The organism is Pseudoalteromonas sp. SR45-1, assembly GCF_014163655.1.
Taxonomy (GTDB): domain Bacteria; phylum Pseudomonadota; class Gammaproteobacteria; order Enterobacterales; family Alteromonadaceae; genus Pseudoalteromonas; species Pseudoalteromonas distincta.
In genome coordinates this window covers 106,229-119,298 of the sequence record NZ_JACJDR010000003.1, presented here as the reverse complement: position 1 = coordinate 119,298, position 13,070 = coordinate 106,229, and the positions used below count along the sequence as shown (strand labels likewise).

General features: G+C 41.1%; 10 protein-coding genes and 1 riboswitch. Of the genes, 6 read left to right on the top strand and 4 right to left on the bottom strand.

Annotated elements, in window-relative coordinates; translation table 11 throughout:
- Positions 1-193: 193 nt before the first annotated feature.
- Positions 194-1,075: an NAD(P)-dependent oxidoreductase gene (locus tag H5089_RS04710; protein WP_182711591.1), complete on the bottom strand. Its 882-nt coding sequence runs from the start codon at positions 1,073-1,075 to the stop codon at positions 194-196.
- A gap of 121 nt (positions 1,076-1,196) precedes the next feature.
- Here H5089_RS04710 and H5089_RS04705 point away from each other — a divergent pair, with 121 nt between their 5' ends.
- Both H5089_RS04705 and H5089_RS04700 read left to right on the top strand, forming a co-directional pair.
- Complete coding sequence (locus H5089_RS04705; RefSeq protein ID WP_182711590.1) at positions 1,197-1,769, top strand: glutathione peroxidase; 573 nt, start codon at positions 1,197-1,199, stop codon at positions 1,767-1,769.
- A 104-nt stretch (positions 1,770-1,873) separates the two neighbouring features.
- Complete coding sequence (locus tag H5089_RS04700) at positions 1,874-2,854, top strand: 2-hydroxyacid dehydrogenase (protein ID WP_182711589.1); 981 nt, start codon at positions 1,874-1,876, stop codon at positions 2,852-2,854.
- 94 nt (positions 2,855-2,948) lie between these two features.
- On the opposite strand, the gene H5089_RS04695 is transcribed toward H5089_RS04700, so the two are convergent.
- A complete protein-coding gene (locus H5089_RS04695) occupies positions 2,949-4,271 on the bottom strand; it encodes a sodium-dependent transporter (protein WP_182711588.1) in 1,323 nt (440 codons plus the stop codon).
- A 141-nt stretch (positions 4,272-4,412) separates the two neighbouring features.
- On the opposite strand from H5089_RS04695, the gene H5089_RS04690 reads away from it, so the two are divergent.
- Positions 4,413-5,171: a 4'-phosphopantetheinyl transferase superfamily protein gene (locus H5089_RS04690; protein WP_182711587.1), complete on the top strand. Its 759-nt coding sequence runs from the start codon at positions 4,413-4,415 to the stop codon at positions 5,169-5,171.
- Between the two features lie 46 nt (positions 5,172-5,217).
- Here the strand turns inward: H5089_RS04690 and lysC are convergent, their stop codons facing one another.
- Both lysC and nhaD read right to left on the bottom strand, forming a co-directional pair.
- Positions 5,218-6,621: a lysine-sensitive aspartokinase 3 gene (lysC, locus tag H5089_RS04685; RefSeq protein WP_182711586.1), complete on the bottom strand. Its 1,404-nt coding sequence runs from the start codon at positions 6,619-6,621 to the stop codon at positions 5,218-5,220.
- Between the two features lie 75 nt (positions 6,622-6,696).
- A riboswitch (Lysine riboswitch) is annotated at positions 6,697-6,869 on the bottom strand.
- A 101-nt stretch (positions 6,870-6,970) separates the two neighbouring features.
- Complete coding sequence (nhaD, locus tag H5089_RS04680; RefSeq protein WP_101217585.1) at positions 6,971-8,218, bottom strand: sodium:proton antiporter NhaD; 1,248 nt, start codon at positions 8,216-8,218, stop codon at positions 6,971-6,973.
- 222 nt (positions 8,219-8,440) lie between these two features.
- Between nhaD and H5089_RS04675 the strand changes: the two genes are divergently transcribed.
- From H5089_RS04675 to H5089_RS04665, 3 genes are read left to right on the top strand one after another with little or no spacing between them, the layout of a single operon-like run.
- Positions 8,441-9,712, top strand: coding sequence for a hypothetical protein (locus H5089_RS04675; protein ID WP_182711585.1), 1,272 nt, complete (start codon positions 8,441-8,443; stop codon positions 9,710-9,712).
- A 3-nt stretch (positions 9,713-9,715) separates the two neighbouring features.
- Complete coding sequence (locus H5089_RS04670) at positions 9,716-10,264, top strand: condensin complex protein MksE (protein ID WP_182711584.1); 549 nt, start codon at positions 9,716-9,718, stop codon at positions 10,262-10,264.
- Entirely contained in the window at positions 10,261-13,038 is a 2,778-nt protein-coding gene (locus tag H5089_RS04665) for an ATPase (protein ID WP_182711583.1), read from the top strand. Before H5089_RS04670 ends, H5089_RS04665 begins: the two co-directional genes overlap by 4 nt.
- Positions 13,039-13,070 lie beyond the last annotated feature (32 nt).

Genomic DNA, 13,070 nt, shown 5'->3' with positions numbered 1-13,070 from the left:
GAATTTTTATGGGCTTCGCCCATCACGCCAGCAAGCTTAGCGTCTACAAAACAGGCGTAAACTTATACTCCGGCGGTAGACGTAGAGCTTGCTCACGTGAAAAGCGCAGCTTTTAATATCTGCGCCATTTTAAAAATTCCGTTTTTATACGCAAGCAAGCTTGCAGTCTACATCGACATACTCAACGTAAACGTTATTTTTTATGCAGTGCTTCAATACGTGCTAGTAAGCTTGATGTGTCGTATCTGCCGCCGCCTAGTGCTTGTACGTCGGCGTAGTATTGATCGACCGTTGCGGTCATTGGTAAAGTAGCACCGTTGTTTTTAGCTTCATCGAGTGCAATACCTAAGTCTTTACGCATCCAATCTACGGCAAAGCCAAACTCATATTCCCCTGCCCACATAGTTTTGTAGCGGTTTTCCATTTGCCACGAACCGGCAGCGCCTTTAGATATTGTTTCTATTACTTTTTCACCATCAAGCCCAGCTTGCTTGGCAAAATGTAAGCCTTCGGCTAAACCTTGCACTGCGCCAGCAATACAAATTTGATTGACCATTTTACAAAGTTGTCCCGAGCCAACGCCGCCTAGTAATTGGCTAAAACGACTAAATGCCGCCATAACTGGCTGTACTTTAGCAAATACAGCTTCGCTACCACCCGCCATAACTGTTAATACGCCGTTTTCGGCGCCAGCTTGCCCGCCCGATACAGGCGCATCTATAAAGTCGATATTTTGCAGAGCCGCTTTTGCAGCCACTTCGCGGGCTACTTCAGCAGAGGTTGTGGTGTGATCAACCAAAACAGTGTGCGGCAGCATGCCCGCTAACACGCCATCGTCGCCATACACTACTGAGCGTAAATCATCATCGTTACCAACACACATAAATACGATGTCGGCATTGCTGGCAGCTTCGCGCGGGGTTGATGCAAAGCTTCCTGAATGTTCTGCAGTCCACGCTTTTGCTTTAGCTTGAGTGCGGTTATAAACGCATACGCTGTGCCCTGCTTTTGCTAAATGCCCCGCCATTGGGTAACCCATTACGCCTAAACCTATAAATGCGACTTTCATTGACATAAAAATGACCTATTAAACTGATAACTTAGAAACTAGACCACGATTATGTCAATCGGTCGATAAAAAAGCGAATGAAAGTCTTTATAAAATTTCCTTAGCGGGAAAGGTAAGTAGGTAACCTATGGACAGTATTTATCAATTTAATGCACCACTTTACAACAGCGAAAATTTTTCTCTTAGCCAGTTACAGGGCAAAACCGTCCTTATTGTTAATACAGCGAGTAAGTGTAATTTTTCGGTGCAATTAAACGCACTCGAAAAGCTCTATCAGCAATACAAAGGCAATGGTTTTACTGTGCTTGCGTTTCCGTGTAACCAGTTTGGCCAAAATGAGCCGCTCGATAATTTAGCCATAAAAGACTTTTACCAAGATCAATTTAATATCTCGTTTGAGGTATTTGGCAAGGTAATGGTAAATGGGCCAGAAACACACCCGTTGTTTAATTATTTAAAATCGCATACGCGGGGTATTTCGCAAAATCGTGCTATTAAGTGGAATTTCACTAAGTTTTTAATTAATTCACAAGGGCAACTTGTTGCGCGTTATGCACCGCGAACTAAGCCCGAAACACTTATACAAGTAATAGAAAGCAACCTACTGCAAGCCGCAAAGTTAAACGCTGCTAAAGGTGGTAAAAAAGTATCGTCAAAAATACCTTTGTTTACCCCAAGTAAGGCTCCGATTAAGGCTTAATTTAAATCAATAAAATACGTTTTACTTGGGCGCTTACTTGTAAAGTAGTTTAATGTATTAAAGGTTAACTACCCTACAAATACTTAAGCGTCGAGGCTATTACCATGAACATTGCTTTTTTTAGTACTCAAAAGTACGAACTGCCTTTTTTTGAACAAAGTACACGCGATTACAGCGCTATAAAAATAACGTATTTTGAGCAAGCCCTGAGCGAACAAACGGCTATTTTAGCAAGCGGGTTTGATGCCATATGTGTTTTTGTTAACGATACCGTAAATACCGCCGTTATTGAGCAACTGGCAAGCCAAGGCATTAATACTATTTTGCTGCGTTGTGCAGGGTTTAATAACGTTGACTTACCTGCAGCAAAAGCACATAAAATTAAAGTATTACGCGTACCGGCTTACAGCCCAGAAGCCGTAGCTGAGCACTGTATAGCGCTTATGCTAACACTTAGCCGCAAAACGCATAAAGCGTATAACCGTGTACGCGAAGACAACTTTGATTTAAACGGATTACTAGGTTTTAACTTGCACAACAAAACCGTGGGTATTGTAGGTTGCGGTAAAATTGGCCTTGCGCTGTGCAGCATTTTAAATGGCTTTGGCGCTAAAGTATTAGTGTGCGACCCATACGCGCAACCTGGCAATTATACAATTACCGATATAGACACCTTACTTAGCCAAAGCGATGTGATTTCTTTACATTGCCCACTGAACGAGCAAACTCATCATTTAATAAATGATGAGGCATTTAGTAAAATGAAAACTGGCGTTATGCTCATTAACACTTCTCGCGGTGCATTGCTTGATAGTAACGCGTGTATTAGCGCGCTTAAAACTAAAAAGCTAGGTTACCTGGGACTCGACGTTTACGAGCAAGAGTCGGAGCTCTTTTTTAAAAACCACAGCGACGAAATAAACCAAGACGATATATTCTCGCGCTTAGTGAGCTTTAAAAATGTTTTAGTAACAGGCCATCAGGGCTTTTTTACGCAAGAAGCACTTACCGAAATAGCAAACACAACCGTATTTAACGCGCTTGAAGTAAGTGAAGGTAGGCCTCTAACTAATGAGATTTTATAAAGACCTTGGCTATACCTAGATAACAGGCACAAAAAAAGCGAATAAGGTGAGCCCTATTCGCTTTTTTTGTTTAAAAATTCACTTTAAATAGAGCTTAACCAAACGCAACATTTGCAAATACCAAGGTCATTAATATTGGGCAAACAAAACGAATATACTGAGCAAACCAGTAATGTACGCCGGTTGTTGCTTGGTGTAATTTATTACCACGCTGCCACATCCACCCTACTGTAATAAAGTAAAACAAGCCCATAAGCGGCAATTGGTATTGAGTAAATAGCATAATAACTAAGCCAAATAACCAATCAAAATTTAGTATAATTGCGCTTGCACACACAAGTACAACGGCGCTAACGGCCCATGTTGCTTTGGTGCGGCTAACGTTGTGGTTTTCGACTAAAAACGCCACCGGAATCTCAGTTGTCGATATAGTTGACGTAACCGATGCGATAGACATTAATACAAAAAACAATAAACCAACTAATAAACCAATTTCGCCCATGGTGCTAAATAGCTCAGGTAAAATAGCAAAAATAAGTTGCCCTTCGCCAATCAGTTTACCACCACTAAATACCTCTACACCGTTGTGCTGCGCCACATAAATAGCAGGAATAATAAGTAAGCCCGCTAAAAACGCGACACTGGTATCGAGTAAAGCAACACCTGCGGTGAGCTTTGGTAAATTAGCATCTGGCTGTAAATACGATCCGTAAATCATCATACAGCCCACACCTAGCGAGAGCGAAAAGAACGCTTGCCCCATTGCGGCAATAATTAAATTAGGATCGAGTATTTGGCTAAAATCAGGAATTAAATACGCGGCAAAACCTTCGCTTGCGCCATCGAGTGTTGCGATGTAGGCAATTAAACCAACAAGCAATACGAGTAGCAGTGGCATTAAACGGCGCGACCAGGTTTCGATTCCCGATTTAACACCTTTTAAAATAATACTGGCAGTTAAAATAAGCATAAGTGGCGTAAATACAAAATTACGCAGCACTGAGTCGCTATGTAAAAATTCGCTTGCGCCTGTGAAACCCAAAAAGGTTGTTATGGGTTCAATAGCGTACGAGAGCATCCACCCTGCTACTATTGAGTAAAAACTTAGCATAACAACTGCGCCCGCAAGTCCTATATAACCTGCTGCCGCACCCACTTTACGGTTAGTGCTTTGCCATGCATCGCCCAATGCTTTTACCGGGTTAGCTTGTGCTTTGTGACCTAAATAAAGTTCTGTATACAATGCAGGGAGCGCAAGTAAAAATATAACAATAAAATAAACCAGTAAAAAAGCGCCGCCGCCATGGTTGGCCGCTTGCGTAGGAAAACCCCAAATATTACCTAAACCCACTGCTGCGCCAGCAGCGGCTAAAACAAAACCAAGTCGGCTTTGAAACCCATCACGCACTTGTGCCATACATCTACAAATCTGTTATTATTTTGATTATTGTGAATTAAACCATATTTCATGCCAGCTGAGTAATAAAATTGTACCCAGCCTTTATTAGGGGCGTTAACCGCTCACAATATCAGCGACTTCTTTTGCTTTAGGGCTTTTATGACTGAACACTATTTTAAAAACGCCTTGAGTATTACTTCAACTCAATTAGTAAACTTGTCTTTAGCTAGTAACAGTATTTTATTATTTAATGCTAAAACACTTGAGCTTAGTGACTTTAATTTGCCCGATTGCTTAAGCCCGGTTGAGTTAGCCATTATAAACCGCCGCAAAAGCCCGCAAGCTAAGCAAGAGTATTTAGCTACGCGGTTATTGTTAAAACACCTTATTAAAATAACGCAGCCGCAACATGCGCACGTAGCCCTTAATAAAATGAGTACAGAATTTGACGAAGCAAGCTCAAAGCTGCAAGTACATGTAAGTGATGATGTTATTAATACCTGTATTTCGCACTCGAATGGTTTAGTTGGGGTTGCGCTTAACCTTGGTAAAAGTGAGTTTGGTTTTGATATTGAAAAAGTAAGCTTAAAGCGCCCGTTTGAAAAGCTCGCTAAGCATTTTTATCATAATGATGAAATTACACTTATTACAAAGCCCACTAATACCCAAGCCCAAGCGGATACATTTTTTAGAATTTGGACATTAAAAGAGTCACTTGCTAAAGCCACCAGCCGCCCTATTGCAAAACTACTTAGCCCCAATGTGTTTGACGAATTACATAGTGCAAAGCTCAGTGCTTGCAGTAATAGCGTTACTGTAGCTGATAGCAGTGACAGTAATGTTTGTTTTGATATGAGTGTGGTGCATAAAAAAAGCACCGACTGGCGATGCTTTTTATTAACTGATTTTGTTAAGTGACTTTATTAGGTAACTTTAATAAATCGCTTTCCTGAATAACCGCTATTTACGCAGCAAAATCGCTTTCTAATAAACGGCTATGAATAGATTGTACTACGTTATCTGACTCAGTTTGCTCTACTAAAAAGCACAGGTTGTGCTTACTAGCACCGTGGCAAATTAATCGAATGTTAAAGTCTTTTAGTACACTCATTAAGTTCATTTCGTGTTGGCGTAATTGAATCTCAGAGCCAATAAGTGCTACCAGTGTTAAATTGTTTTCTACCGACACATGGCAAAACTCTGCAAGCTTATCTAGGCATTCTTGGTCAAGCTCTGGACGCGAGGCGTTTTGCGCGTTATCAAGCGTTATAGCTACGCTAATTTCAGATGTGGTTACCAAATCTACCGATATATTGTATTCACTTAATAGTGTAAATACGCGTGCTAAAAAGCCACTAGCGAGTAGCATTTCTGGGCTTTTAAGCGTAAGCAATATTTGGTTTTTACGTTGCGTTACTGCGCGTATGCCTGGTTGCTGCGATTTTTCGCGCTCAATCCATGTACCGCCACGCTCTGGCTCGCGGCTAGAACCTACAAACACGTTAATGTGGCTCCGGCTTGCTGGTAAAATAGTCGCTGGGTGCAATACTTTTGCGCCAAAGGTCGCCATTTCGGCGGCTTCGTCAAAGCTTAAACGTGCAATAGGCGTCGCTTTTGCACACAAACGCGGGTCGGTGCTAAAAATGCCCACTACGTCGGTCCAAATATGCACGCTTTTAGCGTTAATTGCTTCAGCTAAAAGTGCAGCGCTATAGTCAGAACCACCACGTCCAAGCGTTGTTGTTTGGCCGTATTCGTCACTGCCAATAAAGCCCTGAGTAACAATTACTTGCTCATCTAATAACGGGATTAAGAATTCTTTAGCAGCTTGTGCTGTGGCCGCAACATTAGGCGTTGCTTTACCAAATTGGCTGTCGGTTTTAAGCACCTTGCGCACATCAAAGCGATCGGCATTTAAACCTTGTAAACGCAGCACCTGAGCAAACAAATACGACGATAAACGCTCACCAAAGCTAAGTAGCTCGTCGTGTTGCTGATCGGTAGTTAGTGACTCTTGAGCCAATGTTTGAAATGCTTTTAGGGTTTCGTTAAAGCCAACCGCTAAATCGGCATCAAGCGATAACTCATCTAAAATAGTTTGTTGAATAGCAAGCACGCCGTTTATGTGTTCTTGGCGCTCACTTGGGGTAATACTTGATTTACACAGTGCAACTAAATGGTTAGTTACGCCAGCACTGGCGCTCACGGCAACAATACGTACGCTTTTATCTGCAACAATAATTTCGCTACAGCGACTCATCGCTTCGAAGTTTGCAACACTGGTTCCGCCAAATTTGGCAACGATGTAATCTGATTTTGCGCTTAACTCTGTTTGTGGTACTGTTTGTGGCGCTGATTGGGTAGTCATTTAGTCTCCTTTCGCGGTATCCAAACCGCAATAAAACAAGAAGAACTTGGCAAAGGAATGCTTGAAGATAAGTCCACTGCCAGAAGCTCTCCACCTATATTGGTGACAGTTTTGAGGATTCAGCCCCATAAACCGAAAAACAATGACGACGTACCATTATTTTCCTCGGCGAGTACTTCCCTCCTTAATGATCATTGGCTTTCGTCGCCTAACATTAAGTACCTAAGTATCGCACCTCTTCTGAATGCTTTATTAACCAGTGGCTAATAAAACAAAACCCCACTAAGTAGCGGGGCTTTGAAAGTTATCGTTTAGACGTCTAGCTGTCAAGCATTTAATAATTTATGAGTTAAATAAAACTGCCCATGTAATACGAGCCCGCATATCCAACCGTGTAACAAATTAATAAATGCAGCGATAAACGCAAGTAGCTCATAAAGGTAAGCGCTTTAACTTTACTCATGGCAATAATGCCCGCAGCCGAACCAATAATAAGCATTGAACCGCCCACACCCGTTGCATACGTAAACGACAACCAATGTTGTTGGCTCATTACTATATTGGCTTTTAATAATGCAGCGGTAAGCGGTACGTTATCGACCCCAGCTGATAATATGCCCATTAAGTAGTTTGCGTATTCTGGTGCCATTACCGTGTATAGGTCGGTAAATTTACTCAACATACCAATTTCTTTAAGTGCGCCTACAAGTAAAAGTACACCTACAAAAAACAATAATGTGTCGTATTCTATATCGCGAACAAAATCGATTATGTCTTTGTTTATGTCTTTTTTGCGCATTAAAAATTGCGCCACTAAAAACATCACTGATAAGCCAAACAAAAAGGTTAATAAAGGCGGTACGCTGTAAATTACACTCAACGTAAGTGTGCTCACTACGGTAGATAAAAATATAACAGCAATGGTTATGTCGGTTTTTTCAATGCGGGTTTTACCTGCACTAGCAAACTCAACACGCCCTTTCATACCTATAGACAGTAACGCAGCAAGCAGCATAACGCTTGCAAGTGCTGGCGCTATAAGTAGTAATAAATGAGCAATGGTTACTTTGCCATCTAAAAATATCATTAGTGTGGTTACGTCACCTGTTATTAGCGATACCCCACCTGAGTTCACTCCAAACACAATAAGCGTGGCGTATTTAACGAGCTTTTTAGGTTCAAGCTTTAACGACATAACAACCGCAAGCGATATAAGCGTCGCTGTTACGTTATCTGAAATCGACGAAAACAAAAACGCAAAACCACCCACCAAAAACATGAGCTTTTTTTCGCTAATACTTTTTGGCATAACACGGTGCACAATATTTTCTATAAACCCCTTTGAATTTAAATACGCGACAAAGGTCATTGCAGCCATTAAAAATAGCCATAATGAGGCAATTTCTAAAATATTTTCGTTTAAAAGATGCTGAATCGTATCGGGGCTTTGCCCGTGTAGGGGGTATATAAAAAGAAGAATCCAGCAAAGCGTACCAAAAAACAGCGTGGTTTTAGCTTTATTTACATGGATTATATCTTCTATAACGATCAGTAAAAATGCAATCGCTATCAGGGTTAGAATAATCGAGGAAACCATGGTAGTTAAACAACCTTTGATATAGTTTTAAAGAACACACAAATAACATTCCATTTCATGTGCCTATTTTCGGCGCGAATTTTAGCACTGCCTCTATGCAAAAACTATTATTAAATGGTCTTAAAAACGAATACTATATACAGACAAGGTTAATTAAAAATACGTAATAATGAGTCTTCTAAAAGAACTCAATAATAAAATACTAGGATGTTGTAACCCCTTATGATCCCAGCTAAAAAGCTGCTAAACACCATAACCGAACATTGGGGTGTATTAGAGCTATTATTTAAACGTTTTAAAATGGCTGACTTTAGCCTAAAAGACGTACAAAACGCGATTAAGCAAAAGCAGCCTACGTGGTCAAACGAACGCATTTATAAAGAAACAAATCGTTTGTTAAACCAAGATATTTTAATTCCACTGGCTAAATCCTCTCAGCTTGAAATAAATCGTGCTATTGCTGATTTTGCTACTTTTTTACTGCAAGAAGAGCATTTAGGTTTAGCGCAAGAAATTAGCGTATTAGTAGAGGACCTTGCTCGTTTAGGTAACCGCCTAGATAACGCTGGCGAAATAGAAGACTTTGACGACTTACGACGCTACAGCCGCATTATGGATGATCGGGTGCGTAAAATAATGAAGCTCTATACGCACAACGAAAACGCTATTTTAAATATTGTTGAACAAGCCAAATCAAATAATGCAGTGCAATCGCTGCAAAAGCGTTATAAAGCGGTAATAGAAGCCTTTGACGAATACATAGAGCCAATGCTTGAAATGGTTGATATTCGTGGTGAGTTTCATGCATGTTTTACCCTCATTGAAGAGCAAATAAGTAAGCAAATACTGCACATTGAGCGCTCAGGTAAAGCGTATAACGACAAACGTATGCTGGAGCAATTACGTACCCGTATACTCGAAATGCATTTAATGGGCCGAGAAAGCTTACGTAAAAGTGCTGATATGCTTATGCCACTGCGCGAGGAGCTACGTCGTAATAACTTAATTACTCGCCAAGCAGCCAAAGTACTTGGGCTGGTGCGTAAAAGTGGTGTAGACAATATGCTAAGTGCTGTGCAGCCAAATTTTGTAAGCGACGCGCAGCGATATTCGCTTGGTCAGCAACGCCATATTGTGGCTTACATGGCAAGCTTGGTTGAATTTGAACACGAAGAATACCAATTGCCTGACCAGCAAGACGTGCCTGCATTTGTTACGCCTAATATTCCTGACTACAACGATGTTAAAACCAACTTTGCTAAGCGCTTTAATAAAAAACGCAAAAAGCCGCAGCCCTTGCTGCAATTTTTAGACGAAAGCTATCCAGATCTCGATGCCGACGAAATGCTATTTTTGTATCAAAAATTAGTCAGCGACAGCGATATTAAAATAATTCAAAGCGATGAAAAAGCCCGCGTAAAAATTGCCGGTCAGCACTTTTCTTTATATCCATTTAATTCAGAGCCTCAGCCAGATTCAAAGGCAGGTAAATAAACCATGACACACATAAACTTAGACGAGCTAACCCATCTACAAGCCATTAATAAAAAATTAGTAGCGGGTTATCACATTTGCGAGCAAGACAACGTAATGTGGCAAGAGCTTGACCAACACATAGAAGACTACACCGCCCTATTTACCGCCCTAGGTAACGATTTAAAACACGACAGCCGTGGCTTTTATTATTTTGGTAACGACGAAAGTACGCCAAATATGGGCAAAATATCTCGCGCTATCGCGCTCACCATTTACATTTTAATTGAGCACTACGCCAATACGGGTAAAGACCCAATGCGCGCATTGTTTGACGACGTAAACGATTTAGAGCTTATGCAAACGCTGGTGCAAATTAACAAACATTTGTTTGATCAGCTTGAGATATTTTCGGGATCGGATTTGCGTAAAGACGTTTACCTGCGCATGGTGCGCTTAGGTTTAGCCCGTGAAGTAGAAGGCGGCTTTATGCTACAAGCGCCAATTCACCGCTACATAGATGCACTCATGGAAGTAAACGAAGAAACCTACATTACAGAGGACGAGCAATGAAAAACTTATACGGACTAAGTAAACTCGCCCTACTTAATACCGCAGGCTATGCAAAATGTGTGATCCCGCTTGATAAAAGCAGCTCTATTTGCGCGCCCAATAACACCGGTAAAAGCTCGGTTATTAACGCCCTGCAGTTTCCGCTTATTAACGATTTACGCTTAACAGAATGGGACGGACACGATTTAGATGAAACCCGTAAGTTTTATTTTTCATCCGATCAGTCGTACATTTTACTAGAAGCTAACTTGCCTCATGGCTCGGTAGTAATAGGCGTTGCGGGACTTGGTAAAATTGCCGGTTACGCGCATCAGTACTTTTGTTATCAAGGAAAGCTTGATTTAGAGCAGTACACGCAAGGTAAAACTATTATTAAATTTACCAAGCTGTTCAACCATTTAAAATCGCTTAACTACAATCCTATTGAGTTAAAAGCACAAGAGCTAAACGCGCTATTGACTGGTGGCGCAACGCCTTTTGATGGCGACATAAACTTAAAAATGATCCCGCTTAATAATGTGCAAGACTCCTCTATTTATAAAGAAATATTTAGACGTATTCTTAACTTACACAAATTAGGCGCAAGCGACGTAAAACGCTTTATGTTACGCGTGTTTGAACGCCATATGTCAAACTCTAAAGTCGACTTTTATGAAGTATGGCGTCGCTCATTTGATAAAGTAAATCGCTCAAAACGCGAATTAAAAGCCCTTGAGTCAATGCAAGAGCCAATAGCCGCGCTTGAATCAATGCTTGAAAACCAAACCGTGCTTAAAGGTAAATTAGCCGCATACGCGCCTAAAATTGACCAAGCACTGATTGATTTTGATACCTATCAAGAGTCGCAACTCTCTGAGCTTGCCATAGCGCTTGAAGATATAGAGCACGAAAAACACGAGTTTGAGCAAAAGCAAAGCCTATACGTACAGCAATCGCGTGATATAGAGCGCAGACAAACTCAAATTGAGCAGTGGTTTTTAGATTACGATGCGCTTAAAAGCGAGTTTGAACTAGTAAATAAAGCCACCCTTAAAACCAGCCTGACTCAGTTAAAGCAAGATTACGAGTCGCTTTCGCACTCTATAACTAGCGCACAAGGGCAAAGCCTGCACACGCTTGACTACCGCATCAGCGAAACACAAAAACAAATTAAGAGCCTAAAGCTGCAACTTAAAAATCTTGAATTTAATTTGTTTACCCGCATGCGCGAAGACCTCTCGTTAAAAGAAGTAGAAGAAATATCGCGCATTTTAAACCCTGATATTCTCTCGTTTGCAACCACCACTAATGGCGATATAACCATTGATGACGAAGACGCGTTTGGGGAATTTTTATCGCTATTAAGTGAAAACGTTAAAGGCGGCGTCTTAACGCTACCAGGTGCGAGCATTAAGCTTAAAAAGCTCTCGCCTGTGCAAATGCAAAGCGGCGAAAACAAAGAGCAATTAACCGCTCAGTTAAATGCACTTGAGCATTCACTTAAAGAGTTTAAGCAACAGCGCGATGTTGCTGCAAACGTTGCCGACAAGCAAAAAGAAAAAGACGCGTTATACGATGAGCTTATGAGCCTCGAGGGCGCGCTAAAACGCTTAGAGCAGTTTGAGGTAATGCAGCATTCGGTTGAAGCGCAAGCCATGCTAAAAGAGCAGTTATTAGCTGAGCGCGAACAAGTTGACGACTACTTGCAAGATATTCAAAAAAATAGCGGCTCAATTGCCGATCGTCGCTCGTTAATTAAATCGAAACAAGAGCAAATTAATCGCCAAACTGAGCGATTACGCCAAGTTAAGAGCGAGCGAATTGATCACACGCTTGATTTATACAGCGGTAAAGTAACTCCATACATGATTGATATTACGGTCGACTTTGATAACTTAAGCGACCTTGTTCATCATTTTAATAAAGACTGCCAAGAACTGCGTAATTTTGACATAAACGTGCGTAATACCTATTTGCATGTATATAACGCGGGTATTACTAAATTCGACAATGAAAACGACGAATACACTAAATACCAAAAGCTAATAAGCGCCTTTCATAATATTGATAACGAACGCGATGCTGTTGAGCGCCAAGCACGCGTTGCGCTTACCGAAGTGGCCGCAACTATAAAAGGCTTGCGAGAAGATTTAGACCGACTTCGCCGCGAAATGAATAGCTTTAATAAAGGCATAAGCCAGCACCGTATTTCAAACCTGCAAGCGTTTAAAATTAACGTCATACCGCGCAAAATGCTGGTTGATAGTATAGATACCATTATCAGCACGTCGCATCAGTTTGAGCAAGGTGACACGCTTGATTTACTTAGCCAAGAACCGTACAGCGAAAGTGCGGTAAACGAAGCAAAAGATCACTTAATTAAACTCGCATCAGATAAAGCGGGCTTAACACTTACCGATTTATTTGATATTCGATTTGAAGTGGTTAACCGCGCAGGTGAAACAGAGCACTTTGAAAAAATAGATTCTGCAGGTTCAAACGGCACACGTATTACGATTAAGTTATTGTGTGGCATGTTGTTTATTCGTTACTTATTAAGCGATCAGGAACAAAACCTATACCGTATACCTATTTACATAGATGAAGCGGCCGACATTGACCCGCAAAATCAAAAAGCGATTATAGAAACCGCACTAAGCTTTGGTTTTGTGCCTATATTTGCCTCAGTTAAGCCGCAAATAAGTTGTGACTACATTGTGCCGATTCGCTCGGTAAAAGACGGTGCACAAAACTGGGTAGATGAAAAAGATTGGATTGAAGTTGAACACAATTAATTGGCCGTTAAGGCAAACCAACTAAACTAAAA

What these genes read in the sequence shown, in the direction of transcription:
- H5089_RS04710 (WP_182711591.1), bottom strand. Translation starts at nt 1,075, where the DNA reads ATGTCAATGAAAGTCGCATTTATAGGTTTAGGCGTAATGGGTTACCCA.
- H5089_RS04705 (WP_182711590.1), top strand. Translation starts at nt 1,197, where the DNA reads ATGGACAGTATTTATCAATTTAATGCACCACTTTACAACAGCGAAAAT.
- H5089_RS04700 (WP_182711589.1), top strand. Translation starts at nt 1,874, where the DNA reads ATGAACATTGCTTTTTTTAGTACTCAAAAGTACGAACTGCCTTTTTTT.
- H5089_RS04695 (WP_182711588.1), bottom strand. Translation starts at nt 4,271, where the DNA reads ATGGCACAAGTGCGTGATGGGTTTCAAAGCCGACTTGGTTTTGTTTTA.
- H5089_RS04690 (WP_182711587.1), top strand. Translation starts at nt 4,413, where the DNA reads ATGACTGAACACTATTTTAAAAACGCCTTGAGTATTACTTCAACTCAA.
- lysC (WP_182711586.1), bottom strand. Translation starts at nt 6,621, where the DNA reads ATGACTACCCAATCAGCGCCACAAACAGTACCACAAACAGAGTTAAGC.
- nhaD (WP_101217585.1), bottom strand. Translation starts at nt 8,218, where the DNA reads ATGGTTTCCTCGATTATTCTAACCCTGATAGCGATTGCATTTTTACTG.
- H5089_RS04675 (WP_182711585.1), top strand. Translation starts at nt 8,441, where the DNA reads ATGATCCCAGCTAAAAAGCTGCTAAACACCATAACCGAACATTGGGGT.
- H5089_RS04670 (WP_182711584.1), top strand. Translation starts at nt 9,716, where the DNA reads ATGACACACATAAACTTAGACGAGCTAACCCATCTACAAGCCATTAAT.
- H5089_RS04665 (WP_182711583.1), top strand. Translation starts at nt 10,261, where the DNA reads ATGAAAAACTTATACGGACTAAGTAAACTCGCCCTACTTAATACCGCA.